The following is a 23,671-nucleotide window of genomic DNA, read 5'->3' on the forward strand; positions in this document are numbered from 1 at the left end:
CTGATCCCGCAGACGCGCATGTCGGGTCCGATGCCGTGGGTAATCGCCATCATGGTGGCGATGACCGCGATCGCGCTGGCGGCCGGTCTGGCGCTGGGTAATGCGATTTCCTTGGCGCGGGCCGAGATCGAGGGCGGCGTGACCATCCAGGTCATCGAGCCGCGCGACGAGATACGCGAACGGGAAGCCGCAGCAGCGGTGGACGCGATCAAGCGCCTGCCGCACGTCGCCGGATTGCGCCGGGTGCCGCAGGCTGAGCTGGACGGGTTGATCGAGCCCTGGCTCGGCACCGGGATCGCCGCCGCTACCGGAGCCGCCATTCCCGTACCTTCGCTGATCGACGTGCGGCTCAAGGGACCGGCCACGCCGCCGCAGCTCGCCGCGATCGAGAAGGCGATTGCCAAAGTGGCGCCATCGGCGAAAGTCGATGCGCAGTCGAGCTGGCTGAGGCCGGTGTTCGACGCGATGGTCTCGCTTCAAGTGCTTTCGATCTCGCTGGTGCTGCTACTGGCAGGCGCATTGGCCGCCGCCGTCCTCCTGGCGGCGCGTTCGGCGCTAGGCGCCAATCGCGACATCATCGAGATCGTCCACCTGCTGGGCGGCACCGATACCCAGGTCGCGCGCGTGTTCCAGCGCTCGATCGGCTTCGATGCGGCGGGCGGCGGCACGGTGGGACTGGCGCTGGCGATGGTGGTCATCCTCTCGCTCGGCCGCCGGTTCGCGAGTCTCGGCGCGGGGCTGGTGGATAGCGGGGCGCTGGTCTGGACCGACTGGCTGCTGCTGGCGCTGGTGCCGCTGCTTTCGACGCTGCTGGCCATGCTGACTGCACGGCTGACGGTGCTGCATGCATTGCGCAAGATGCTATAGTCGTCGCAAGTCGCTATAGATCGCTCATGTTCCGCCGCACCGCTGCCTTCCTCCTGCTGATCTGGCTCTTCGGGTTCCTCTGGTTCGCGGTCACGCTGCCGGGGCCGCTGGACGATGCCGTGCGAACCGATGCGGTGATCGTGCTGACCGGAAGCAAGGGCCGGATCGAGCGGGCGCTGGCCGTACTGGATGCCGGCCGCGCGCCGCGCCTGCTCATTTCGGGTGTCGACCGGGAGGTCAAGCCGGGTGAGCTGGCAGCCGAGTTCCGCATTTCGGACCGGCTGATGCAGTGCTGCATCACGCTGGGATACGAAGCCTACGATACCCGCTCCAACGCCGTGGAAGCGGCGGAGTGGCTGGCGCGGCGCAAGGGCCGTTCGGTGCGGCTGGTGACGGCGGACTGGCACATGCGGCGCGCCGCTTACGAACTGGCGCGCGAACTGCCGGAGCATGTCACAATCCGCGAGGACGGGGTGCCCTCCCGCCCCAGTCTGAGCACCTTGTTCCTGGAATATCACAAATATATCGGCCGCATGGCGCTCGATCTCTGGAACCGCCCTCCCTGGAAAGCCACCTGATGCGCGCCACTCCGCTCGACGTCGTCCGCAGCCTTCTGTTCTATCTGCTGTTCTACCCCGGCACGCTGGTGTTCATCGCCGGCGTGGGCGTGACCTCGCTCGTCGGCACCGAGCCGATGCGGCGCACGGTGCGCGGATGGAGCCAGTATCACCGGCTCTGCTGCCGCTGGCTGCTGGGCATCCGCCTCAAGGTGGAGGGGGAGATGCCGAACGAAGGCGTGTTGGTGGCGATGAAGCACGAGAGCTTCTTCGAGGCGATCGACCTGCCGGCGCAGATGAACTTTCCCGCCCCCTTTCCGAAGGCGGAACTGGTCGGCCTGCCCGGCTGGGGCTGGGCCGCGCGTCAGTACGGCGTGGTCACCGTTGAACGCGACCAGGGCGCCAAGGCCTTGCGCGCGATGGTCAGTTCGGCGCGGAGCTTCGCAGCGCTTGGCCGCCCGTTGGCGATCTTTCCCGAAGGCACGCGCGTTCCCTCTGGCAAGCGGGCGCCGCTGCAGTCGGGCTTCGCGGGGCTCTACAAGCTGCTGGCGCTGCCGGTGGTGCCGGTGGCGGTGGACAGCGGGCGGCTTTATCATCGGCTTTGGAAGAAGTCGGGGACGATCACCTTGCGGGTCGGCCGCCACATCGAGCCCGGTCTACCTCGCGAGGAAGTGGAGGCACGGGTGCTAGACGAGATCAACGCGCTGAACGGGTGAGTTTCGGGCCGAAGGATCGTGGACCTGCGGGCCTGCCTACTCCGCCGCGTCCACTCCGGCCTCATGATCGCCGCGCCCGAAGTCGGGGCGGGAATCGTCCTGGCCTTCCTCGATGATCGAGCGGCGGATCGCGCGGGTGCGGGTGAACTGGTCGAACAGCGCCTGTCCGTCGCCCACCCGGATCGCGCGTTGCAGGGCGGTGAGATCCTCGGTGAAGCGCTGGAGCATGGTGAGCACGGCTTCCTTGTTGGACAGGAACACGTCGCGCCACATCGTCGGGTCGGAAGCGGCGATCCGGGTGAAGTCGCGGAAGCCGCCCGCCGAATACTTGATGACTTCGCCCTGCGTCACGTCTTCCAGATCCGACGCCGTGCCCACGATCGTGTAGGCGATGAGGTGCGGTACGTGGCTGGTGACGGCGAGCACAAGATCGTGGTGCTCGGGCGTCATGATCTCGACATTGGCGCCGAGCGCTTCCCAGAAGCCGACGAGTTCGCTCAGCTTGACCAGGTCGGTCCGCGCCGCGGGGGTGACGATGCACCAGCGGTTGCGGAACAGGTGCGCGAAACCGGCATCGGGGCCGGAGTTCTCGGTGCCGGCGACCGGGTGCGCGGGAATCACCATGTGGTCGGGCAGGGCTTCGCCCAGCGCCTTGGAGATCGCCTGCTTGCTGGAGCCGACATCGCTGACGAGGGCACGGGCGGGCAGGGCATCGCGCACTTGCTCTGCGGCAAGGCCCATGACGCCCGGCGGCACGCAAAAGATCACGAGGTCGGCGTTCTCGACGGCTTCGGCCGGGGTTTCGCAGACCCTGTGGACGAGGGCGCGCTCGGCGGCGCGGGCGCGGTGCGCCGGGCTGAGGTCGTAGCCGGTGGTCTGCGTGCCAGGCAGGTGCTCCTGTACCGCCAGGCCAATCGAGCCGCCCTGAAGGCCAAGGCCGATGATGGCGACAGTGCCGAAACTCATCGTGCGGCTTCCGCCATCTCGCGCAGGGCTGCGGCGATCACGTCCATGTCCTCGGGCTTGCCGATGGTGATGCGCAGGGCCTGGGGAAGGCCCTGACCCGGCAGCCAGCGGACGATGTAGCCGCGGTCGGCCAGCCCGTCGAAGGCGGTTTCGGCGGTGAGAGCGCCTTCGAACAGCACCAGCACGAAGTTCGCCTGGCTGGGCAGTGCGCGCAAGCCGTGGTTGCCGAGGGCCTCCAGCTTCTCGACGAAACGGGCGCGCTCGTCGCGGTTGTGGACGCGGCTGGCCTCGACGAAAGCCGCGTCCTCCAGCGCTGCCAGCGCCATGGCTTGACCGGTGTTCGAGACGTTGAAAGGCCCGCGGATGCGGTTGAGCGTCGCGACGATGCCCGGCGCGCCGGTGGCCCAGCCGATGCGTTCGCCCGCGAGGCCGAAGATCTTGGAGAAGGTGCGCGTGACCAGCACGTTGTCATGCGCGGCGGCCAGTGCCAGGGAGCCGTCGTCGTCCTCGGGGGCGACATATTCGCCATAGGCCTGGTCCAGCACCAGCAGCACGTCGGCGGGAAGACCGGCATGGAGGCGCGCGATCTCGCCCTGTGGCAGGTAGGAGCCGGTCGGGTTGTTGGGATTGGCGACGAAGACCACGCGGGTCTTGTCCGTCACCAGCGCCAGCAGCGCGTCGACATCGGTGCCGTAGTCGGCATCGGGCGCGACCACCGGCGTGGCGCCGCAGCGGCGCGCGGCGATGTCGTAGACCGAGAAGCCGTAGCGCACATAGATCACTTCGTCGCCAAGCCCGGCATAGCCCTGCGCGGCGAGGTTGAGCAGTTCGTCCGAGCCGGTGCCCATCACCACCCGCGCGGCATCGAGGCCGTGCTTCGCGGCGATGGCGTGACGCAGGGCGGTGCTGTCGGGATCGGGATAGAGCGCTGGGGGCTGCGTGCGGGCATCGAGCGCGGCCTGGCTGGTGCCGAGCGGGTTCTCATTGGCCGACAGCTTGATCAGCGGCCTGCCGTCCTTGCCTTTGGACTTGCCCGGCACATAGGCATGGATCGCGTCGATCCACGGCTTGGGCTGCGGGGCGGTGCTGGGACGGAGGGTCTGGCTGTCGGTCATGACCCGCGCCTTAGCCCAGCGACGGCAGGATGGACAGGGGCGTTTGGAAAGTGAAGGACCGGATCTGTCTGCTGATGCGCCGCTTCCGATCGCAATGCTGCGCGCACAAGGATGACTGCCGCCGAATATTGCTGATCTTCCGCGTAAGGCTCCGGCGCATACCGGCCTGGAGGCCCGCACGATTGACAGGCCCTGGCCGCTCCCCCAACTCCTTTCCTGCACCATGCCCAACTCGCCCCTCCTTGACGCCACCCAGGTCCTGAACCTCGCGCAGCCGCTTCCGCTGGATGGCGGGCAGAGCCTTCCCGATGGCCGCATCGCCTACGAGACGCACGGCAGGCTGAATGCGGCCAGGGACAACGCGATCCTGATCTGCCACGCGCTTACGGGCGATCATCACGTCGTCTCCCACCACCCCAAGACCGGCAAGCCGGGCTGGTGGGTACGTATGGTGGGACCCGGCAAGCCGATCGACACCGACCGCTTCTTCGTGATCTGCGCCAACGTGATCGGTTCCTGCATGGGCTCTACCGGCCCTGCCAGCCTGGCGGCGGATGGCCAGCCCTGGGGAATGCGTTTTCCCGTCATCACCGTGCGCGACATGGTGCGCGGCCATGTCGCCCTGCTCGACGCGCTCAGGATCGAGAGCCTCTATGCCGTCGTCGGCGGATCGATGGGCGGGATGCAGGCGCTGAGCCTCGCCTCGAACTTCGCCGATCGCACGCGCGCGGCGCTGGTGATCGCCTCGACCGCGCGGCATTCGGCGCAGAACATCGCGTTCCATGAAGTCGGGCGGCAGGCGATCATGGCCGACCCCGAATGGCGCGAAGGGGACTATTATGCGCATGGCAAAGGACCCGAGAAAGGCCTCTCCGTCGCCCGCATGGCCGCGCACATCACCTACCTGTCGGAAGCCGGCCTCACCGAGAAGTTCGGCCGCCGTCTGCAGGACCGCGAGGAAAAGACCTTCGGCTTCGACGCCGATTTCCAGATCGAGTCCTACTTGCGCTACCAGGGCCTCGCCTTCACCGACCGCTTCGACGCGAACTCCTACCTCTACATCACCCGCGCGATGGACTATTTCGACCTCGCGGAGGAACACGGCGGCCTGCTCGCCAATGCTTTCGCCGGTTCGAAGGCGCGGTACTGCCTGGTCAGTTTCGACACGGACTGGCTCTACCCCACCGCCGATTCACGGAACGTGGTCCACGCCCTGAATGCCGCAGGTCTGCCGGTGAGCTTCGTCGAACTCTCCGCGCCTTATGGTCACGACTCCTTTCTGCTCGACGTGCCCGCGCTGGACCGCGTCGTCGAAGGATTTCTGGGAGATGGCCGTTGAGCACAGCGTCCATCGAACTCAGCGACGACAGTTTGCGGCTGGACGTCGCGCGCATCCATCGCTGGCTGGCATCGAGTTATTGGACGCCGGGCATCGAACGCCTGCAAGTCGAGCGCCAGATTGCCGGTTCGCACTGCCTCGGCGCCTATCTTCCGGGCGGCACGCAGGTGGGGTTCGCCCGCGTGATTTCCGACCGCGCCAGCTTCGCCTGGCTGGCCGACGTCTGGGTGGACGACGGCGTGCGCGGGCAAGGGCTGGGGACAAGGCTGGCCCAATGGTTCATCGAACACCCGGACTATGCCGATGTGCGCCGGTTCGGGCTCGCCACCAAGGATGCCCACGGCCTCTACACCCGGCTGGGCTTCACGCCGCTGGCCCGCCCCGACCGGCTGATGGAGAAGCTCTCCGGCCCCTTCGCAGCGACCTTGGAGGCGGATTCGTGAGCCTGCTGCGCCCCGACCTCGCGGTGATCGCCGCCAATGTCGCGCCGGGGTCGCGGGTGTTGGATATCGGTTGCGGCGACGGCACGCTGATGCAGGCCCTGCGCGATGACAAGCGCTGCGATGCGCGCGGCATGGAACTCGATCCGGCCGACGTGGGTCTTTGCGTTGCCAAGGGACTTTCGGTGATCCAGGGCGATGCCGACCGGGATCTGGCCTTCTACCCCGACCGGTCGGTGGACTATGCCATCCTCTCCCAGACGCTGCAGACGACGATGAGGCCGGACTTGGTGCTGGAGCAGCTTTTGCGAATCGGCCGCCGCGCCTTCGTGAGCTTTCCGAATTTCGCCCACTGGCGCGTGCGGCTGTCGCTGCTGTGGCGTGGCCGGATGCCGGTGACGCGCCTGCTGCCGATCGCCTGGTACGAAACGCCGAACATCCACCACCTCACCGTGAACGACTTCCGCGAACTCGTGATACGGCGCGGGATCGCGGTCGAGGGCGCCTGGTTCCTGTCCGGAGATCAGCAGTGCAGCTCGGCGGCGGCCAATTTCCGCGCCGAGCATGCCGTGTTCCTGCTCTCGCGCGGATAATCGGCAGGAGGGCGACTTATCCACGCGTTTTGCCGGGGCGCGAGGAGGGGCGTTTCGGTTCGGGTGGACGCTTGCGGGCAGGTTTGGCATTCGAAATCGCCATGTGGCACATCTTCCAGTTTCCGCTCTGCCCCTTCAGCCGCAAGGTCCGCTTGCTCATGGGCGAAAAGGGCATCGCCTACGAACTCCAGACCGCACGGCCCTGGGAAGGTGAGGACCGGCTGTTCGAGATGAACCCGGCGGGGCGCACGCCGGTGGTGCGAGAAACCGAGCGCGGCACCGTGATCGTCGACAGCCGCGCGATCTGCGAATATTTCGAGGAAACCGTCGATCGCAATCCGCAGATCAGCGGCACCGCCGTCCAGCGTGCCGAGATTCGCCGCCTGATCGCGATGTTCGACGAGAACTTCTATCACGACGTTTCCGGCCCGCTGCTCCACGAGCGTATGAAGAAGCGCTTGGTCCTGCGCCAGTCGCCCGATGCCAAGATCCTGCGCGAATCGATGAAGCTGGCGCACGATTATCTCGACTACATAGACTACCTGATCGACAACCGTCCCTGGCTGGCGGGCGCCACGATGACGCTGGCAGACCTTGCCGCCGCCGCGCAGATTTCGGTGGCGGACTATCTCGGCGGGCTGGACTGGTCGAGCCATGAGCAGGCGCGCGGCTGGTATCTGGTGATGAAGTCGCGGCCTTCGTTCCGGCCGCTGCTCAGCGAGCGCATGGAAGTGATCCAGCCGCCGAGCCACTATGCCGAAGTGGATGCCTGAGTAGGCATCGTCCCGGATTTGATCCGGGACTGCTGGCAAATCTTGAGGCGACCGCTGGCAGTGAAGCGTCCGACGCGAGGCGGGCCGTTCACTGCCAGCGGTCCCGGATCAAGTCCGGGACGACGACGATCGATCAGTTCGCCGCGCGATAGCTCTCCAGGATGTCGCGGCGCAGGGCCGCGCCGCTGTCGGGGCGCGAGTAGAACATGTGGCCGCCCTCATACATGTGCAGGCGCACGCGGTCCGGGCGGCCGAACTGCGGCATCTGGGCCATGATCAGGCGCGAGCCGAAGTAGGGGCAGGACAGGTCGTCCCAGCCGTGGACGATGTCCACGGTCATCTTCGGGTCGATCGAGATCGCCTGGCGCAGATCCTTGACCGGGTTGTCGCTGTTGTCGCGGGTCCAGGCCTCGTTCACCTCGTAGGACAGCGCATTGTAGCGCGCGTCCACCTTCCAGCCGACCTGTCGCGTGACGAAATCGACCATGGCCGAAGTGGTCGGCGCGATCAGCGTGGTCAGCAGCGGATCGCTGTATTGCGGGCGGGCGCTGGCGGGGAAGGGGTCGTAGGCGGTGTAGTTGGAATCGTAGACCGAGCCGACCAGGCCCTTGTCGCGGTGGATCTCGCGCAGATAGGTCGGAATGTCGACGCGGCCGTCCATGCGGCGCACCAGCGCGGGATCGAGGCCGGTCAGTTCGGCGACTTTGGCGGAGAGGCGGTCGGTCGCCGCCTTGTCCTGCGGACCAGCGAGGAAGTCCTGCACGTATTCGGTGCGGATATACTCCTCGACCGGGGCCATCGAGGCCTCGCTCAGCTTGCCCTGACGCTCGAAGTGGCCGGCGACCATGGCGGGGAGGTTGATCATCCAGGGCAGCGGCGACAGCGCGTCGTCCTCACCGATGGCGGGCGGGTCGAGGTAGGGGGAAACGAGCGTCATGCCCGAGATGCCCACGCCCATCTGGGTCTGGAGGTAATAGGCCAGGCGCGGCACGCGGTAGCCGCCGTAGCTCTCGCCGGAAAGGTACTTGCGGCTGGTGAGGCGGCCGTTCTGGTTGAGCCAGTCATAGACCACGCGGCTGAGGTACTTGATGTCGTTCTCGGACGTGTAGAACGCCTTCTTGGTCGCCTCGGCATCGACGCGGCTGCGCGAAAAGCCGGTGCCGATCGGGTCGATGAAGACGAGATCGGTGAAGTCCAGCCAGGAGTTTGGATTGTCGCGCAGCACGGCCGGGTCTGACGGGGCATCGCCCTGCGCGCCGAACTGGACGCGCTTGGGGCCGATGGCGCCAAGGTTCAGGTAGACCGAGGCCGCGCCGGGGCCGCCGTTGAACGCGAAAGTGACCGGGCGCGAAGTCGGGGCGCCGGGCACGGTATAGGCAGTATAGACCACCTCGCCGATGGTCTTGCCCTTCTCGTCCTTGATCGGCAGCGCGCCAACGGTGGCGGTGTAGTTGACGGTCTTGCCGCCGATCACCGCGCTCTGCTTGATCGACTTGGGGGCGGGCAGCAGGGGCAGCTCGTCGCCCTCCGCGTCCTTCTTCGCTTCGGCGCTTTCGGCAGGCTTATCGGCAGCGAAGGCCGGGACGGAACAGGCGGCGAGCACCATGGCCAGGCAGGCCAGCGAAACTTTGCGCATGGAAGGAACGACCCCTTTATCGATGCGTCCGAACGGACGTCAGGGGCGATCAGTAGAACCTTGAAATAGTATACGACAAGGGTCGGAGCTGGAAAAAATGTCGTGCCTGGCCCGTCCTGCCTTCCGGGGATCGGGCCATGGAATGGTCCATCGGAAGGCAGGGCAGGTCAGGCGTCCGGACGGCTGGGGGGAGCCGCCCGAAAGTCATCAAGGCAGCATTGAGCCCGTTTCGATGAAACGCTGGTGCCACGACAGCGCCTCGGCAGGCAGCGAGGGCGACTGCAAGCCGTAGGAGCCCTTGAGCGCGCGAGCGTAGTAGTCCTCCAGCAGCGGGCGATAGTCCGGATGCGCGCAGTTGGCGATGATGACCTTTGCACGCTCCTTGGGGCTGAGGCCGCGAAGATCGGCCAGGCCCTGCTCGGTGACGATCACCTGCACGTCCTGGTTGATGTGATCGACATGGCTCGCCTGCGGCACGATGGCCGAAATCTTGCCGCCTTTGGCGGTGGAGGGCGTCATGAAGATCGAGATATAGGCATTGCGCGCAAAGTCTCCCGAGCCGCCGATGCCGTTCTGGATGCGCGAACCCATGACATGGGTGGAATTCACCGCGCCGTAGATGTCCGCCTCGATCAGCCCGTTCATGGCGATGCAGCCGAGCCGGCGGATCAGTTCGGGGTGGTTCGAGATTTCCTGCGGGCGCAGGATCATCTTGTCGCGGTAGCGGCGCATGTCGGCATTGACGCGCGCGGCAGCCTCGGGGCTGAGCGAGAAGGCAGTGGCGGAGGCCATGCGCAGCTTGCCGGAATCCAGCAGGTCGAGCATGCCGTCCTGGATCACTTCGGTGTAGGAGGTCAGGCTGTCGAACGGCGCGTCGACCAGGCCGGTCAGCACGGCATTGGCGATATTGCCCACGCCCGACTGGATCGGCAGCAGCGCCGAAGGCAGACGGCCAAGCTTCACTTCGTGCTGCAGGAATTCCAGGATGTGGCCGGCGATCGCCTTGGCCTTTTCGTCCGGCGGGCTGAACGGGGCGTTGCGGTCGGGCCGGTCGGTCTCGACCACGGCGACCACTTTGGCCGGATCGACCTTGAGATAGGGCTCACCGATGCGGTCGTCTGGCTTCACCAGCGGGATCGGCACGCGGCTGGGGGGCAGGGCAGTGCCATAGTAGATGTCGTGCATGCCTTCGAGCGCTTCGTTCTGCCACGAATTGACTTCGAGGATTACCTTGGAGGCGCGATCCAGCCAGGTCTTGTTGTTGCCCACCGAGGACGATGGGATCAGGCTGCCGTCGGCGCGGATGCCGGAGACTTCGATCACGGCTGTGTCCAGCGGGCCGAGGAAGCCCTGCCAGGCCATCGGCGCCACCTGACTGAGGTGCATGTCGAAATAGTTCATCTCGCCCTTGTTGATGCGTTCGCGGGCGATGGGGTCGGAATTGTAAGGCAGGCGGAATTCGATGCCATCCGCCTTGGCCAGCGCGCCGTCGAGTTCGGGGCCGGTCGAGGCACCGGTCCACATGCGCACCTTGAAAGCGCGGCCGGCGGCGTGCTCGGCTTCGATATGGGCGGCGAGGGCGAGAGGGACCGCCTTGGGATAGCCGGAGCCGGTGAACCCGCTCATGCCCACGGCACTGCCGCTTTCTATCAGGCGCGCGGCTTCTTCGGCAGGCATGACCTTTGAGCGAAGCTCAAGACTCGCGATGCGCATGACAACCTCATCCTTTCTTTCTGACCTTTGCAGCGCCAGTCGGCCTCTGGAACCGCCAAATCCAGTGCAAAGTCTAGTGAGACGATTGCGGAGGATGCATGCTCTTGAACGTTATCTCGGGATTCTAACTACCCCACCTCTTCTTTTGAGACTTCCCATACCGCGTCTTGCGCGTCCCCGGCTTGCCCTCGTTGCTGCGGCCGACGATCGGGGCTTTCTTGTGCTCGTCGGGGATGCCGAGTTCGCTGGCTTCGAGCTTCCGGATCTCGTCGCGCAGGCGGCCGGCTTCCTCGAACTCGAGGTCGGCGGCGGCGGCGCGCATCTTCTTCTCCAGGTCCTCGATATAGGCCCGCAGGTTGTGGCCCACGAGGTTGTTCTGGCCTTCCGCGTCGATGTCGATGAGCACGCCGTCGCGGCTGGCGGTATCCGCGACGATGTCGGCAATGCGGCGCTTGATCGTCTGCGGCGTGATGCCGTGCTCGGCGTTGTATTCTTCCTGCTTGGCGCGGCGGCGGTCGGTTTCGGCGATGGCGCGTTCCATCGACCCGGTCATGCGGTCGGCATAGAGGATCACGCGCCCATCGACGTTACGCGCGGCGCGGCCGATGGTCTGGATCAGCGACGTCTCGCTGCGCAGGAAGCCTTCCTTGTCGGCATCGAGAATGCAGACGAGGCCGCATTCGGGGATGTCCAGACCCTCGCGCAGCAGGTTGATGCCCACCAGCACGTCGTAGACGCCCAGGCGCAAGTCGCGGATCAGTTCGATGCGTTCCAGCGTCTCGACGTCGCTGTGCATGTAGCGCACGCGCACCCCGGCTTCGTGCATGAATTCGGTGAGATCCTCGGCCATGCGCTTGGTGAGGGTGGTGACGAGGGTGCGATAGCCTTTCTCGGCTGTCGCCTTGCACTCCATGATGCAGTCCTGAACCTGGTCCTCGACCGGTCGGATCTCCACCGGCGGGTCGATCAGGCCGGTGGGGCGGATCACCTGCTCGGCAAAGACGCCGCCGGACTGGTCCATTTCCCAGTGCCCCGGCGTCGCTGAAACGGCGATGGTCTGCGGGCGCATGGCGTCCCACTCGTTGAAGCGCAGCGGGCGGTTGTCGATACAGCTCGGCAGGCGGAAGCCGTATTCGGCCAAGGTGATCTTGCGGCGATGGTCGCCCTTGGACATGGCGCCGATCTGCGGCACCGTCTGGTGGCTCTCGTCCACGAAGAGCAGCGCATTGTCGGGCAGATATTCGAACAGGGTCGGCGGCGGCTCGCCGGGCAGGCGGCCGGTGAGGAAGCGCGAGTAGTTCTCGATCCCCGCGCAGGAGCCGGTGGCCGCGATCATCTCGAGGTCGAAATTGGTGCGTTGCTCCAGCCGCTGCGCTTCCAGCAGGCGGCCTTCGGCTTCCAGTTCCTTGAGGCGCTCGGTCAGTTCGAAGCGGATCGCCTCGCCGGCCTGCTTCATCGTCGGTCCCGGTGTCACATAGTGCGAATTCGCATAGACCCGCACTTTCTCCAGCACCGAGCCCTTCTTGCCGGTGAGCGGATCGAACTCGGCGATCTCCTCGATCTCGTCCCCGAAGAACGAGATGCGCCAGGCGGTGTCTTCCAGGTGAGAGGGAAACAGTTCCAGATTGTCCCCGCGCACGCGAAACGTGCCGCGCGTGAACGCCGCGTCGTTGCGTTTGTATTGCAGCGCGACGAGCTTGCGGATGATCTCGCGCTGGTCCTGGGTCTCGCCGGTCTTGAGGTCGAAGATCATCGCCGAATAGGTTTCGACCGAGCCGATGCCGTAAAGGCACGAAACCGAGGCGACGATGATCACGTCGTCGCGTTCCAGCAAGGCGCGCGTGGCCGAGTGGCGCATCCGGTCGATCGCCTCATTCACCGAGCTTTCCTTCTCGATGTACGTGTCCGACCGGGCGACATAGGCCTCGGGCTGATAATAGTCGTAGTAGGAGACGAAGTATTCGACCGCGTTCTCGGGGAAGAAGTCCTTCATCTCGGCGTAGAGCTGCGCCGCCAGGATCTTGTTCGGCGCCAGGATGAGCGCCGGACGCTGCAGTTCCTCGATCACCTTGGCCATGGTGAAGGTCTTGCCCGAGCCGGTCACGCCCAGCAGCACCTGCGTCTTCTCGCCCTCTCCCGCGGTGGAGACGAGGTCGGCGATGGCGGTGGGCTGGTCACCATTCGGTTCATAGTCGGAAACGACCTTGAACGGCCTGCCCGGCATCGACTTGTCTGGCCGCGCCGGCTTGTGAGGAACGAAAGTGCCCGAAGTGTCCGGTTCCTCAAGGCCCCGGCGAATGATCAGCTCTGCCATGCAGGAACATATGGGGTATGTCGTCCGAGGTCGCAATGTCTGCTGCGGGGACTCGCGGGCGGCGCCCGTCGATGGTACTTCGTCTCCCCTTCAATTCGGTGCGAAAGGTCTCGATTCTATGAAGCGGATCACGGCGGTTTCGGTGATGTGCCTGGCGCTTGCAATGGCGGGCTGCGGCTCGAAGGAGCACAAGGACGGCGAGGCCCGGCCGATGGACGAGGTGAAGCAGGAAGCCGCCCAGCTCCAGCGCCCGAAGCCGGGACAGTACACCCAGAAGGTCGAGATCACGAAGATGGAAGTGCCGGGCCTGTCCGACCGGGACGCCGCGCAGATGAAGACCGCCATGGCGCAGGGGCAGGTCAATTCTTTCTGCCTGACCAAGGCGGAGGCCGACAAGGGCTACCGCGACATGTTCGACGAGATCGGCAAGGGGCGCGAGTGCAGCTATTCGCGCTTCGATGTCGATGGCGGCAGGCTGGATGCCCAGATGGATTGCCAGTCGAACGAACAAGGGGCCAACAATCAAGGTAAGGCGGTCATCAAGCTGGCCGGCACCGTGGGCGAGCAGGGCTCCGACATCAACGTGGACATGGACATGTCCGGCGGCCCTGCGCCGATGGGGCAGATGAAGATGGCGATGCATCTGGTCACCTCCCGGACAGGTGATTGCCCGTAAGGTGATCGTTCGTAATTTGAAGGCCCCAAGTTGAAGGCCCAAGTCGAAGGCCCAAGTTGAAGGAATACAGTGAACGGACCGGCTCCACGACAGCTCGACATGATGCGCAGCGCGATCGCGCGCCGCGCCGCGCTGGCGCGTGAGCCGCATCCGGAGGGCGTGCGCAAGCCCTCCTTGCGGCTGTTCTTCGCCGAGCTTGCCTCACTGCGGCGCGGCGGCAGGAAGCTGCTGGGGATCGAGAAGGCGCTTCACCCGCAGCCGGTCATGCTCCTGCCGGGCTTCGGCGCGCATCCGAACCGCATGAGGCCCATGGCGGAGGCGCTCGCCAAGGCAGGCCACGAGGTCCACGAGTGGGGCCTCGGCTTCAATTTCGGACCGAACCAGACCAACTTCGAATTCCTCATGCGCCGGGTCGGCTCGCTGGCCCGGCGCCACCGCGCACCGGTTACTCTCGTCGGCTGGAGCCTCGGCGGCCTCTTCGCGCGCGAGATCGCGCGGCGCCAGCCGGGCAGCGTCGGCAAAGTGGTGACGATGGGCACGCCGTTCTCCGGCGACCCGCGCGCGAACAATGCCTGGCGGGCCTATCAGGTCGTCACCGGCCATTCGGTGAACGCGCCGCCGATCGAGTGTGATTTCTCCGAGAAGCCGCCGGTGCCGACGATCGCCTTGTGGAGCCCGCGCGACGGCGTGATCCATCCTCGCTCGGCCTGCGGCTGGCCGCATGAGCGTGACCGCGCGGTGGCGATCCGCTGCTCGCACCTGGGCTTCGCCAGCGACCCGCGCGTGGTCGCGGAAGTCCTGCGCCAGCTCGATATCGAAGGTTAAGCCATCACATCGTCGCGGGCTGTGGCGACAGGAGGCTTGACGCCCAGCGAGCAGCCTGCGCTGGCCGCGATCATCATGACGACAGCCAGCCATTGCAGTCCGGTCAGCCGCTCATCCAGCACGAGGAAGCCGATGATCGCGCCTAGCGCGGGCGCCATCGAACTGAGCAGGCCGACGATGCGGCTGGAAAGCTGACCCATCGCGCGCATTTCCAGCATGTAGGGCAGGGCACTCGACAGCACCGCGACGACGAGGCCCAGGCCGAGCGCAGGAAGCGGCAGGCTCGCCGGTGCCGAAGCGAGGCCGAACGGAACGGTGACGAAACAGGCTACGGTCATGCCGACCGAAACCGCCATGGTGCTGCCGACTTGCGAGGCGCGCTTGCCGCAGAGGATATAGAGCGCCCAGCAGGCCGCTGCGCCGAGCGCGAAGGCGATGCCGGCCAGGTCCAGCGGCTCGGCGCGGTCGGGCCAGGGGATCAGCAGGGCGAGTCCGCCCAGCGCCAGGGCAAGCCAGAGGAAGTCGCGCAGCGAACGCGAGGTGGCCAGCACCACGCCCAGCGGCCCGCAGATCTCGATGGCGACACCGATGCCGATGGGAATGCGGCGGAACGCCCAGTAGATCATCAGGTTCATCCCGCCGAGCACGAGTCCGTAGACCAGCAGCCAGCGCAATTGTCGCGCCGTCACCCGGCTGCGCCAGGGGCGGGCGATGGCGAGCAGGAGCACCGCCGAGATCGTCGTGCGCAGAGCCGCTACGCCTTCGGGACCCACGATCGGGAACAGGCTCTTGGCGAAAGCCGCCCCGAGGTTGATCGAAGCCTGCGCCACGACGATGGAGAGCCCGGCAAGCAGCACGGCGCGGTCGGTCGTCGGAGGAGAAGGTGTCGCGGTCATGCCCGCGCGATGCCCTTGGCGAGGGCGGCGGGCAAGACGTTAGTGAGGAAAGCGCGTCCCCCCAACTCGTATGCCTGCTACTCTCCCGGCAACAGCGGCGGAGAGCCGCTGATGGGGCCGAGCCAGAAGAAGCCGTCATAGCGAGTATCCGGTTCTTCTCCGGGAAAGGCGCCGAGGCCGATGAAGGGCGCGCGTTTCAGATCGGAATTGCTCGTCACGGAATGATTCCCGCACTCGATAGCGTCGGAGGGGGGCGGATGGCCGGGGGTGAACGTCACGCCCGGCTTGGCGAGGCAGTTCCATGCGGTGCCTGCCGCGTAACGGGTATTCAGAGTGACGACGCGGCCAAGTGCGGCAAGCCGCGCGGCCATGAAGTCGAAGCTGCCCGCGCCTTCGCCATGGCGCGCTCTTCTGGCGTGAATATTGCCGACGAGGACCAGCACTTGGTCATAGCGACCGCGTATCGTCGCCCCATGGATGTTTTCCGCCTGCGCGGCTTCATGCGCACCTTGGCCGGCAAGGTGGGGAAAGTGCTTCTCTTGAGCAGAGTCGCTGTTGAAAGCGACGATGTCGATAGGAAGGCCGGTGGTTTTCAACGCATGCAGGTGCACAACCATGCCGAACATGGCCTCGCTGGCGATCCCGTCCTTGCGCCCGTTCCAGCCTACGAGGCGCAGCGCTTGCCCGAAACGAGCCGTCGGCAACCGCCAGGCATCCTGCAAGACGGCATTGTCCCGCGCGTTCTGCTCGATCGCGACGAGCACGCGTTGTTTTCGGGAGGCGAGCGCGCAGGCGAGATTACCGATGAACGCGGGGCTTTGCTGCGTACCGTGGAGTTCGCCGAAAACGACATAGCGCGGTTGGCGACGGGCGATCTCCGTCCACCCCTCGGGCAAGCTACATGCCGTGACGGCAGGCTCGTCAGCCCACGCCATCGAGGCTCCCGCAGCCATTGCCAGGGTAAGCGCCGAAAGGACGAGCAGGATCAAGGGCCTCAGAAACGTCACCTCACCCTCCCGCACCAGCGCGCCGTAACAAAGACCAGACGGAACCATTCTCGCGCCGATTTCATCCATTTAATACTATCATCCATAGACGGATGAGAGTTCTGGATCAGCCGCTGGGAGGCCGCCTGCGATAGCTCAGCGCTTCGGCGACATGAAGACGCGTCACCGGTTCGGACTCGGCGAGGTCCGCGATCGTGCGCGCCACGCGCAGGATACGTGTATAGCCGCGCGCCGAGAGGTGCATCGCCTCCGCAGCCTGCATCAGTAGCTTGCGGCCGGCATCGTCGGGCGTTGCATGCGCTTCGAGAAGGTCGCCGTCGAGTTCCGCATTGGTGCGCTTGGCGGTGCCTTCCAGCCGCGCGGTCTGGACCGCTCGGGCTCGTGCGACGCGGGCGGCGACATCGTGGCTGCCTTCCTTGGACGGCGGCAGAGCCAGATCGACCGCGCGCACCGGATCGACTTCGACATGAAGGTCGATCCGGTCAAGCAGAGGGCCGGAGACCTTGCCCTGATAGTCCGCCGCGCATTTCGGAACGCGCGAACAGGCAAGCGCCGGATCGCTCAGGAATCCGCAGCGGCACGGATTCATCGCGGCGATCAATTGGACTCGTGCCGGATAGGTCACATGGGCATTCGCGCGGGCCACGGTGATCTCGCCGGTTTCCAGCGGTTGGCGCAATGAATCGAGCACGGCGCGTTGGAACTCCGGCAATTCGTCCAGGAACAGCACACCCAGATGCGCCATGGAGACTTCGCCCGGCCGCACCTTGAGCCCGCCGCCGGTCAGAGCCGCCATTGAAGCGGAGTGATGCGGTGCCCTGAACGGGCGCGCGCGGCTGATCCGTCCTTCCTCAAGCGTGCCGGCAACGGAAGCGATCATCGAGACTTCCAGAGCCTCGGCCGCGGTCAAGGGTGGGAGGATCCCGGGCATGCATGCCGCCAGCAGCGATTTGCCGGCCCCCGGCGGCCCGCTCATCAGCAGGTTGTGCGAACCGGCGGCGGCGATTTCCAGAGCGCGGCGCGCGACTTCCTGGCCCTTCACCTGTTTCAGGTCCGGCCCTTGTCCAGGCGGGTCGGCGCGTCCGAGTTCGGGCTGGGGGAGCACTTGCGTGCCCTTGAGATGATTGAGCAGGCTGATGAGATTCGGCGCGGCCACGATCGGAACCCCGCTTGCCCAGCGAGCCTCGCTCCCCTGCGCCGCTGGGCAGATCAGCCCCAGATCGCGCTCGCTCGCGTGGAGCGCGGCCAGCAGTACGCCGGGCGAGGGGATGACTCGGCCGTCCAGCGCCAGTTCGCCCACCGCGACGAAGTCTCCCAATTGCTCGCCATCGACGATCCCCATCGCAGCAAGCAGGGACAGCGCAATGGGCAGGTCGTAATGCGAGCCCTCCTTCGGCAGGTCTGCCGGCGAAAGGTTGATGGTGATTCGCTTGGGCGGCAGGGCCAGGCCCATTGCGGTTAGTGCAGCGCTTACCCTCTGCCGGCTTTCGCCCACTGCCTTGTCCGGCAAGCCGACCACAGCGAAGCCGGGCATTCCGGGTGCGACCTGACACTGAACTTCAACCGCGCGCGCTTCCAATCCCAAGTAGGCGACGGTAGAAACGACAGCGACCACGTTCAGCAATCCCAATAGAAGCCGCGGATGGATGTTTGATTAAGTTGTATAACGTGCCTTGCTTTAAGTAACACTCATTGTCCATGAGGTTAAAGTGTTTTAACCTTGATCCTAGGGACTTGGGTAAGCAGATGGACCGCATCTTTCCCTCATGCGCGCGCTCCCTTCGTTTTCCGCTCTGGCGATCCTGGTTTCCGGCCTGATCGGCGCAGTACCCGCATGGGCCGAACAAGGGGCAGCCGGGCGGATATCCTACGAATGGGTCGAGGAAGGCGCAGCCTTGTCCACGCCGGGCCTGGCGGATCCCAGCTATGTCGATCGCCTCGGCGATACCGAATCCGAGCGAGCCTTGCCCTTGTCGCAGGACGCGCGGTCGCAGGCCGTTTTCTGGCATTCCGCACCTGGGACGATCGCGCCCGGCATCGCATCCTACGGGCCGTTCCGCGTAATCGATTCCGGGCGTGCAGCGCTCGTCGATGCTACGGATTCGCGTAGTCCGGAGCAGTTTGCCGCACTCCTGCGGGACTACCCGAATATCTCCGAACTGGAGATGATCGAATGTCCCGGGACGGAAGACGATCTTGCCAACCTTCGCCTGGGACGGATGATCCGGGCGCGCGGCATCTCGACTCACGTTCCTGCCGGGGGATCCGTGCGTTCCGGAGCCGTGGAACTGTTCCTGGCAGGACGGCTGCGCTACGCCGATCCGGGTTCCGAATTCGCCGTCCATGCCTGGCTGGACGATACCGGCAGGACACCGCGCGATTACGCGCCCAATTCGCCGGAGAACCTGCGCTATCTGAACTATTATCAGCAGATGGGCATGAACCTTCAGGAGGCCCGCGCCTTCTATGCCATGACCAACGCCATCCCTTTCGAATCCGCGCGCTGGTTCGGTGCCGACGAGATGGCGCGATGGGTGCGGCTGGACGATGCGCCCAGATGGCCTGCGACTCGCCTGACGGTGTTGCAACGATAATGGATCTGCTTGTGTTTGGCGAAAGGCCGACTCCGGCATCATGATCGATCCGTTGCGCCAGCAGGATGCTGGTGGGGATTTCGGATCGGCTCGGCGAACATGGCAGGCAAGACAAGGCAGCCGGGCAGCGCATCGTCGCCCACTCTGGCGGGACTGCAAGTGGCGCGGGGTCTGGCCGCTCTTTCCGTCACGCTGCATCATGCCCTCGAGACGTCGAACGGCGTTCCCGGCTCCTTCAGCCCCGACTGGCTGACGACCGGCGGCGCGGGCGGAGTGGATATCTTCTTCGTCATCAGCGGGTTCATCATGGCCCACACCAGCTTCCGGCCCGGCCAGCCATCTCCAGGGGCGGCCGAATTCCTGCAAAGGCGGGCGGCGCGGATCTATCCGCTCTATTGGCTCGCGTGCCTGACCATGCTTTCGCTGATGGCCCTGGGGTTCTTCCAGTCGCGAGTCCTGTCGCCGGGCGACATCTTCCTGGCACTCGCGCTTCTTCCTGGCGGTCAACCGGTCATCGGCGTGGCCTGGACGCTCGTCTACGAGGTCTACTTCTATCTGATCTTCGCCGCCTGCCTGGCTGCAGGCCGGCCGTCGCTGGTGCTTTGTGCCGCGAGCGCGGTCATCGCCGCACTTCTTGCACTTGCGCAAGGTTTGCCGGAGAGCGGCGTCCAGCGCTTCCTGAGCGATCCTATCCCGCTGGAATTTCTGCTCGGCATGGGTCTCGCCTCGGTCTATCCCCATATCCGGGAGACGTTGAAAGGCGCGCTTGTGGGATCCTTGCTGGTCTTCTTCGGCCTTGCGCTTCTTTATGCCGCACCCCTGGTAGTCCCGCACCAAACGACACATGGGTTGGAGAGCTGGGCGCGAGTCGCTGCATGGGGAACTGCCGGCCTGGCGATCGTGGCAGGTTTTCTGGCCCTGCCGGAGCGAGCAGGACGGCTGGCGCGGTGGCTCAAGGGTCTGGGCGACGCTTCATACGCCCTCTATCTGACCCATTTCTTCGTCCTGATGGGCTATGGCCTGGCACTCAGGAAGCAGACGGTGGCCGAACTACCGCAATATCTGCTGGTGATCCCCATGGTGGTTCTGGCCTGTCTAGTGGGCGCGGCGGCCCATGTCGCGGCGGAGCGACCTTTGTTGCGGCTTGCCCGGCGGGCGATCGACCGGACCGCGCCAAGGCGGCGCGCGGAGACCGTCGTTACGGCAGCCTGACCGATCGAACCGCCTCGGCGGCCGCACGGGCTGAACGAGGAACCGGGTCTTACTTGAACACCGCCGTCTTACTTGAACAGCGCCGTCAACCATCCCTGGCGTTTAGGAGGGCGCTGTGCGCCGCTCACTTGAAGCAGGTGATTCGCGAGAACGGCGGCTTGGCTGCGCGTAAGGAAGAGGCGTGCATGGTCCGGCTCGTCGCCGGAATCCCAACGCGCCTTTTCGAAAGTCTGGAGTTCGAGCATGATGTTCGGACCCAGGTCTCGCGAGGACCATCCCACAAGCACACCGATACGATCTTCCTTCGTCATCGGATTGTCAAACCCACCATTTCCCTCGCCGGAACCGTTCGCCATCCGGGATCCCGGCAGGTTGCCAAGGTTCCATGGCACTCGTTCTATGGCACTGCGCGAAGGTGGACGCAGCTGGTCATTGGGGGTAGTTCCGGCAGCGCGCAGTGAAGGGCCGCAATGCCTTTGACGGCCCGTCCATGAGGGCGGAACGGCCCGCCGGATGTGCCTTTGTCTTGACTCTGCTGCGCCAGTCCCGTAACGGCGCGCTTCTGTTTTGCGGTCGACCTCTTGGGCGGCCCTTTTTGTTCGGGTCCTTCGGGACCGTATTTGAATTTCGAGGACCGTCATGAAGCGCACTTTCCAGCCCAGCCGCCTTGTTCGCGCCCGCCGTCACGGCTTCCGCGCCCGTACGGCGACTGCCGGTGGCCGCAAGGTGCTTCGTGCGCGCCGCGCTCGCGGCCGTTCGAAGCTTTCGGCCTAAGTCTTTCGGCCTGAGCCCTGGGGCTCAGGGTCGAAATGCGGCACCCGGCCCGTGTCGCCATCCGAGTTCCCGTATCTCGGGGATTCGGGTGGCGACACGGGCCGAAGTCGTTTCAGGGCCCGGCGCCGGCGAATCGCTCTTTGCAGTCGAGACGGTCGATCCTATTTCCGACGCGATGACCATCAGCCCTTACTCCACGATGACCAAGCGGGCCGACTTCGTTGCGGCCAATGGCGGCTTGCGAGTCGCGCGGCCCGGGTTCGTGCTGCTGGCCAAGGCGAACGGCGGGCAGGGGATGCGCGCCGGCATCACCGTCACCAAGAAGATCGGCAATGCCGTCGTGCGCAACCGCATGAAGCGGCGCTTCCGGGCGCTGCTGCGCGAGATGCTGCCGGAGCACGGCCTTGCCGATACCGATCATGTCCTGATCGGCCGCGAGAACGGCGTGGAGCGCGATTTCACCCTTTTGCGCGATGAACTGCTGGCCGCGCTCGGCCGTGCGCAGGCGGGCAAGGGCGATCCGCCGCGCAGCCAGCGCGGACGCAAGCGCGGGCCGGGCCAGCGGGGGGCTGCAAAAACCGCGGCGCCGAGAGCGGCGGGGGCGTGAAGAAGGCGTTGGCCTTCCTGGTCTCGCTGCCGGGGCTGCTGCTGATCCTAGGCGCGCGGGCCTGGCAGCTCGGTCCCTCGCGGATCATGCCGCCGACGTGCCGCTATGCGCCGTCCTGCTCGCAATATGCCATCGTCGCGGTCCGCAAGCATGGTGCGATTAAGGGTGGCTGGCTGGCGTTCAAGCGTATATTGCGCTGCCAGCCCTGGGGTGGGCACGGCTACGACCCGGTCCCCGACTGAACGAATTTACGGCAGCCAAGTCGCTGCCACTGACGCGAATACGACAGGAAAAAGCCTTCGTGGATAAGCAGCGCAACATCATCCTGGCGGTCGTCCTGACCGCGCTCGTGCTTTTCGGCTGGGAAGCCGGGGTCGGGTATTTCTACCCTCAGGCCAACAAGCCGCGGCCGGTCGAACAGGCCGCTCCGGCTTCGGCGGGCAAGCCCACCCGCGAAGGCGGACTGCGTGACGCTGCCGACCTCGCGCTCGAGCAGAAGGATCTGAAGACCGCGCTTGCCGCTCCCGGCCGCCTGCCGATCGTGGCCCCCGGCGTTTCGGGCTCGATCAACCTGACCGGCGCACTCCTCGACGATCTCGTGCTCAATCGTCACCGCGAGACGGTGGAGAAGGACTCAGGTCCGGTTCGCATGTTCTCGCCCTCGGGCACGCCGGCGCAGCAGTACGCACAGTTCGGCTGGGTTGGCGAAGGCATTGCCGCACCCACCGCGCAGACGGTCTGGACCGCGCCGAAGGGCGCCAAGCTTACGCCGTCGACCCCGGTCGTGCTGACCTGGGACAACGGTCAGGGTCAGCTGTTCTCGATCACGCTCAAGGTCGACGACAACTACCTGATCACGGCCAACCAGCAGATCCAGAACCGCGGCACCGGCGCCGTCGCCGTGCAGCCTTTCGCGCTGGTCAATCGCACCGACCGCACCGCCGCCGCTTATGCCTGGACGCTTCGCACCGGCGGTATCGGCGCCTTCGACGGTTCGGTCACGTTCGGTCCCAAGTACGAAGCCCTTGCGGAGGACGGCGCGATCCCACAGCCCGGCAATGCCGACTGGATCGGCTTTACCGACGTCTACTGGATGTCGGCCGTCATTCCGGTCAACGCCAAGGCCCAGGGCACCTTCCGCTCGCAAGGCAATGGCATCTTCCGCGCCGACGTCGTCTACGACAAGTCGGTGGTCCAGCCCGGCCAGGCTCTGACCCGCGAAACCAAGCTGTTCGCCGGTGCCAAGGAGCACAAGGTCCTCGACGCCTACGAGGCGCAGGGCATCGCCAACTTCGGCCTCGCCATTGACTGGGGCTGGTTCCGCTGGTTCGAGAAGCCGATCTTCTGGCTGCTCACCAAGCTGTTCAGCCTTGTCGGCAACTTCGGCGTGGCCATCATCCTGCTGACCGTGATCGTGCGCGGCATCATGTTCCCCATCGCCCAGCGCCAGTTCGCGTCGATGGCGGCGATGCGCGCGATCCAGCCGAAGATGAAGGCGATCCAGGAGCGCTACAAGGACGACAAGCAGAAGCAGCAGCTTGAGATCATGGCGCTCTACAAGCAGGAGAAGGTGAACCCGCTCGCCGGCTGCCTGCCCATGTTCCTGCAGATTCCGGTGTTTTTCGCGCTCTACAAGGTGCTGATGCTGGCGATCGAGATGCGCCACCAGCCCTTCGTGCTGTGGATCAAGGATCTTTCGGCACCCGATCCGCTGCACATCCTGAACCTGTTCGGCCTGCTGCCCTTCGATCCGCCCAGCTTCCTGGCGATCGGCGTGCTGGCACTGCTGCTCGGCGTGACGATGTACTTCCAGTTCAAGCTGAACCCGGCCCAGATGGACCCGGCGCAGCAGCAGGTCTTCGCACTGATGCCCTGGTTCATGATGTTCATCATGGCGCCCTTCGCTTCGGGCCTGCTGGTCTACTGGATCACCTCGAACATCCTGACCATCGCGCAGCAGCAGTTCCTCTACAGCCGCCACCCGCAGCTCAAGGCCCAGGCCGAGAAGGATGCGCAGGACAAGGCACGGGCCGCCGAGCGCAAGGCCTGAG

At 65.6% G+C, this 23,671-nt stretch carries 24 protein-coding genes; 15 read left to right on the forward strand and 9 right to left on the reverse strand.

All coding sequences use genetic code 11. The annotated features are described in order from the left end of the window. The first annotated feature begins 18 nt into the window (after nucleotides 1-18). Genes L284_RS32535 through L284_RS32545 form a run of 3 tightly spaced genes read left to right on the forward strand, consistent with a single transcriptional unit; the run spans nucleotide 19 to nucleotide 2,140 of the window. Complete coding sequence (locus tag L284_RS32535) at nucleotides 19-867, forward strand: cell division protein FtsX (protein WP_235054332.1); 849 nt, start codon at nucleotides 19-21, stop codon at nucleotides 865-867. Between the two features lie 26 nt (nucleotides 868-893). Then, on the forward strand, nucleotides 894-1,445 hold the full coding sequence (locus tag L284_RS32540) for a YdcF family protein (protein WP_021233493.1): 552 nt from the start codon (nucleotides 894-896) through the stop codon (nucleotides 1,443-1,445). Beyond that, a complete protein-coding gene (locus L284_RS32545) occupies nucleotides 1,445-2,140 on the forward strand; it encodes a lysophospholipid acyltransferase family protein (protein ID WP_021233494.1) in 696 nt (231 codons plus the stop codon). The genes L284_RS32540 and L284_RS32545 overlap by 1 nt, the downstream gene beginning before the upstream one ends. Before the next feature lie 36 nt (nucleotides 2,141-2,176). Here the strand turns inward: L284_RS32545 and L284_RS32550 are convergent, their stop codons facing one another. Together L284_RS32550 and hisC are read right to left on the reverse strand one after the other, a co-directional pair. Then, nucleotides 2,177-3,106 carry a prephenate/arogenate dehydrogenase family protein gene (locus tag L284_RS32550; RefSeq protein ID WP_021233495.1) on the reverse strand — a complete coding sequence of 310 codons (930 nt, stop codon included), beginning with the start codon at nucleotides 3,104-3,106 and terminating at the stop codon, nucleotides 2,177-2,179. Beyond that, nucleotides 3,103-4,221: a histidinol-phosphate transaminase gene (gene hisC / locus L284_RS32555; RefSeq protein WP_021233496.1), complete on the reverse strand. Its 1,119-nt coding sequence runs from the start codon at nucleotides 4,219-4,221 to the stop codon at nucleotides 3,103-3,105. Before hisC ends, L284_RS32550 begins: the two co-directional genes overlap by 4 nt. A gap of 223 nt (nucleotides 4,222-4,444) precedes the next feature. Between hisC and metX the strand changes: the two genes are divergently transcribed. The 4 genes from metX to L284_RS32575 all read left to right on the forward strand — a co-directional run bounded on the left by metX (nucleotide 4,445) and on the right by L284_RS32575 (nucleotide 7,366). Further along, nucleotides 4,445-5,560 carry a homoserine O-acetyltransferase MetX gene (gene metX / locus L284_RS32560; protein ID WP_021233497.1) on the forward strand — a complete coding sequence of 372 codons (1,116 nt, stop codon included), beginning with the start codon at nucleotides 4,445-4,447 and terminating at the stop codon, nucleotides 5,558-5,560. Next, nucleotides 5,557-6,003 (forward strand): GNAT family N-acetyltransferase, encoded by a 447-nt coding sequence (locus tag L284_RS32565; protein WP_021233498.1) that lies wholly within the window; start codon nucleotides 5,557-5,559, stop codon nucleotides 6,001-6,003. The genes metX and L284_RS32565 overlap by 4 nt, the downstream gene beginning before the upstream one ends. After that, nucleotides 6,000-6,593, forward strand: a complete 594-nt coding sequence (metW, locus tag L284_RS32570; RefSeq protein ID WP_021233499.1) for a methionine biosynthesis protein MetW — start codon at nucleotides 6,000-6,002, stop codon at nucleotides 6,591-6,593. Before L284_RS32565 ends, metW begins: the two co-directional genes overlap by 4 nt. Nucleotides 6,594-6,694: 101 nt before the next feature. Then, complete coding sequence (locus tag L284_RS32575) at nucleotides 6,695-7,366, forward strand: glutathione S-transferase family protein (RefSeq protein ID WP_031341825.1); 672 nt, start codon at nucleotides 6,695-6,697, stop codon at nucleotides 7,364-7,366. Nucleotides 7,367-7,499: 133 nt separating this feature from the next. On the opposite strand, the gene L284_RS32580 is transcribed toward L284_RS32575, so the two are convergent. The 3 genes from L284_RS32580 to uvrB all read right to left on the reverse strand — a co-directional run bounded on the left by L284_RS32580 (nucleotide 7,500) and on the right by uvrB (nucleotide 13,029). Continuing rightward, nucleotides 7,500-9,002 (reverse strand): S10 family peptidase, encoded by a 1,503-nt coding sequence (locus L284_RS32580; protein ID WP_021233501.1) that lies wholly within the window; start codon nucleotides 9,000-9,002, stop codon nucleotides 7,500-7,502. 207 nt (nucleotides 9,003-9,209) lie between these two features. Next, on the reverse strand, nucleotides 9,210-10,715 hold the full coding sequence (locus L284_RS32585) for an acetyl-CoA hydrolase/transferase family protein (RefSeq protein WP_021233502.1): 1,506 nt from the start codon (nucleotides 10,713-10,715) through the stop codon (nucleotides 9,210-9,212). Nucleotides 10,716-10,839: 124 nt separating this feature from the next. Then, nucleotides 10,840-13,029 (reverse strand): excinuclease ABC subunit UvrB, encoded by a 2,190-nt coding sequence (gene uvrB / locus L284_RS32590; protein WP_021233503.1) that lies wholly within the window; start codon nucleotides 13,027-13,029, stop codon nucleotides 10,840-10,842. 118 nt (nucleotides 13,030-13,147) lie between these two features. On the opposite strand from uvrB, the gene L284_RS32595 reads away from it, so the two are divergent. After that, a complete protein-coding gene (locus L284_RS32595; RefSeq protein ID WP_021233504.1) occupies nucleotides 13,148-13,705 on the forward strand; it encodes a DUF3617 domain-containing protein in 558 nt (185 codons plus the stop codon). Between the two features lie 99 nt (nucleotides 13,706-13,804). Further along, a complete protein-coding gene (locus tag L284_RS32600; protein WP_021233505.1) occupies nucleotides 13,805-14,530 on the forward strand; it encodes an esterase/lipase family protein in 726 nt (241 codons plus the stop codon). Here the strand turns inward: L284_RS32600 and L284_RS32605 are convergent. The 3 genes from L284_RS32605 to L284_RS32615 all read right to left on the reverse strand — a co-directional run bounded on the left by L284_RS32605 (nucleotide 14,527) and on the right by L284_RS32615 (nucleotide 18,048). After that, a complete protein-coding gene (locus L284_RS32605) occupies nucleotides 14,527-15,426 on the reverse strand; it encodes an EamA family transporter (protein WP_021233506.1) in 900 nt (299 codons plus the stop codon). The genes L284_RS32600 and L284_RS32605 overlap by 4 nt on opposite strands. A gap of 77 nt (nucleotides 15,427-15,503) precedes the next feature. Next, a complete protein-coding gene (locus tag L284_RS32610; RefSeq protein ID WP_152524637.1) occupies nucleotides 15,504-16,502 on the reverse strand; it encodes a hypothetical protein in 999 nt (332 codons plus the stop codon). Nucleotides 16,503-16,539: 37 nt separating this feature from the next. After that, entirely contained in the window at nucleotides 16,540-18,048 is a 1,509-nt protein-coding gene (locus L284_RS32615; protein WP_031341827.1) for a YifB family Mg chelatase-like AAA ATPase, read from the reverse strand. A 151-nt stretch (nucleotides 18,049-18,199) separates the two neighbouring features. Between L284_RS32615 and L284_RS46845 the strand changes: the two genes are divergently transcribed. Further along, nucleotides 18,200-19,027, forward strand: coding sequence for a hypothetical protein (locus L284_RS46845; RefSeq protein ID WP_021233509.1), 828 nt, complete (start codon nucleotides 18,200-18,202; stop codon nucleotides 19,025-19,027). Nucleotides 19,028-19,126: 99 nt separating this feature from the next. Further along, complete coding sequence (locus tag L284_RS32625; RefSeq protein WP_021233510.1) at nucleotides 19,127-20,239, forward strand: acyltransferase family protein; 1,113 nt, start codon at nucleotides 19,127-19,129, stop codon at nucleotides 20,237-20,239. Between the two features lie 68 nt (nucleotides 20,240-20,307). On the opposite strand, the gene L284_RS32630 is transcribed toward L284_RS32625, so the two are convergent. Further along, nucleotides 20,308-20,595 carry a hypothetical protein gene (locus tag L284_RS32630; protein ID WP_021233511.1) on the reverse strand — a complete coding sequence of 96 codons (288 nt, stop codon included), beginning with the start codon at nucleotides 20,593-20,595 and terminating at the stop codon, nucleotides 20,308-20,310. Between the two features lie 283 nt (nucleotides 20,596-20,878). Here L284_RS32630 and rpmH point away from each other — a divergent pair, with 283 nt between their 5' ends. From rpmH to yidC, 4 genes are all read left to right on the forward strand, one after another. Next, nucleotides 20,879-21,013 (forward strand): 50S ribosomal protein L34, encoded by a 135-nt coding sequence (rpmH, locus tag L284_RS32635; protein WP_021233512.1) that lies wholly within the window; start codon nucleotides 20,879-20,881, stop codon nucleotides 21,011-21,013. A gap of 175 nt (nucleotides 21,014-21,188) precedes the next feature. After that, on the forward strand, nucleotides 21,189-21,620 hold the full coding sequence (rnpA, locus tag L284_RS0123945; protein WP_040712933.1) for a ribonuclease P protein component: 432 nt from the start codon (nucleotides 21,189-21,191) through the stop codon (nucleotides 21,618-21,620). Further along, the gene (yidD, locus tag L284_RS32640; RefSeq protein ID WP_021233514.1) at nucleotides 21,617-21,862 is read left to right on the forward strand and encodes a membrane protein insertion efficiency factor YidD; all 246 of its coding nucleotides are present in this window, start codon (nucleotides 21,617-21,619) and stop codon (nucleotides 21,860-21,862) included. The genes rnpA and yidD overlap by 4 nt, the downstream gene beginning before the upstream one ends. Before the next feature lie 59 nt (nucleotides 21,863-21,921). Continuing rightward, nucleotides 21,922-23,670 carry a membrane protein insertase YidC gene (gene yidC / locus L284_RS32645; protein WP_021233515.1) on the forward strand — a complete coding sequence of 583 codons (1,749 nt, stop codon included), beginning with the start codon at nucleotides 21,922-21,924 and terminating at the stop codon, nucleotides 23,668-23,670. Nucleotide 23,671: the final 1 nt, after the last annotated feature.

The organism is Novosphingobium lindaniclasticum LE124 (assembly GCF_000445125.1).
In the GTDB taxonomy this organism is placed as follows: Bacteria; Pseudomonadota; Alphaproteobacteria; order Sphingomonadales; family Sphingomonadaceae; genus Novosphingobium; species Novosphingobium lindaniclasticum.

Excerpts from the sequence above, each read along its gene's own strand:
- L284_RS32610 (WP_152524637.1), bottom strand. The coding sequence starts at position 16,502 with ATGGATGAAATCGGCGCGAGAATGGTTCCGTCTGGTCTTTGTTACGGC.
- L284_RS32575 (WP_031341825.1), top strand. The coding sequence starts at position 6,695 with ATGTGGCACATCTTCCAGTTTCCGCTCTGCCCCTTCAGCCGCAAGGTC.
- L284_RS32630 (WP_021233511.1), bottom strand. The coding sequence starts at position 20,595 with ATGGCGAACGGTTCCGGCGAGGGAAATGGTGGGTTTGACAATCCGATG.
- L284_RS46845 (WP_021233509.1), top strand. The coding sequence starts at position 18,200 with ATGCGCGCGCTCCCTTCGTTTTCCGCTCTGGCGATCCTGGTTTCCGGC.
- L284_RS32535 (WP_235054332.1), top strand. The coding sequence starts at position 19 with ATGTCGGGTCCGATGCCGTGGGTAATCGCCATCATGGTGGCGATGACC.
- L284_RS32600 (WP_021233505.1), top strand. The coding sequence starts at position 13,805 with ATGATGCGCAGCGCGATCGCGCGCCGCGCCGCGCTGGCGCGTGAGCCG.
- uvrB (WP_021233503.1), bottom strand. The coding sequence starts at position 13,029 with ATGGCAGAGCTGATCATTCGCCGGGGCCTTGAGGAACCGGACACTTCG.
- L284_RS32605 (WP_021233506.1), bottom strand. The coding sequence starts at position 15,426 with ATGACCGCGACACCTTCTCCTCCGACGACCGACCGCGCCGTGCTGCTT.
- L284_RS32540 (WP_021233493.1), top strand. The coding sequence starts at position 894 with ATGTTCCGCCGCACCGCTGCCTTCCTCCTGCTGATCTGGCTCTTCGGG.
- rnpA (WP_040712933.1), top strand. The coding sequence starts at position 21,189 with ATGACCATCAGCCCTTACTCCACGATGACCAAGCGGGCCGACTTCGTT.
- L284_RS32585 (WP_021233502.1), bottom strand. The coding sequence starts at position 10,715 with ATGCGCATCGCGAGTCTTGAGCTTCGCTCAAAGGTCATGCCTGCCGAA.
- L284_RS32625 (WP_021233510.1), top strand. The coding sequence starts at position 19,127 with ATGGCAGGCAAGACAAGGCAGCCGGGCAGCGCATCGTCGCCCACTCTG.
- L284_RS32580 (WP_021233501.1), bottom strand. The coding sequence starts at position 9,002 with ATGCGCAAAGTTTCGCTGGCCTGCCTGGCCATGGTGCTCGCCGCCTGT.
- L284_RS32550 (WP_021233495.1), bottom strand. The coding sequence starts at position 3,106 with ATGAGTTTCGGCACTGTCGCCATCATCGGCCTTGGCCTTCAGGGCGGC.
- metX (WP_021233497.1), top strand. The coding sequence starts at position 4,445 with ATGCCCAACTCGCCCCTCCTTGACGCCACCCAGGTCCTGAACCTCGCG.
- L284_RS32545 (WP_021233494.1), top strand. The coding sequence starts at position 1,445 with ATGCGCGCCACTCCGCTCGACGTCGTCCGCAGCCTTCTGTTCTATCTG.
- hisC (WP_021233496.1), bottom strand. The coding sequence starts at position 4,221 with ATGACCGACAGCCAGACCCTCCGTCCCAGCACCGCCCCGCAGCCCAAG.
- L284_RS32595 (WP_021233504.1), top strand. The coding sequence starts at position 13,148 with ATGAAGCGGATCACGGCGGTTTCGGTGATGTGCCTGGCGCTTGCAATG.
- rpmH (WP_021233512.1), top strand. The coding sequence starts at position 20,879 with ATGAAGCGCACTTTCCAGCCCAGCCGCCTTGTTCGCGCCCGCCGTCAC.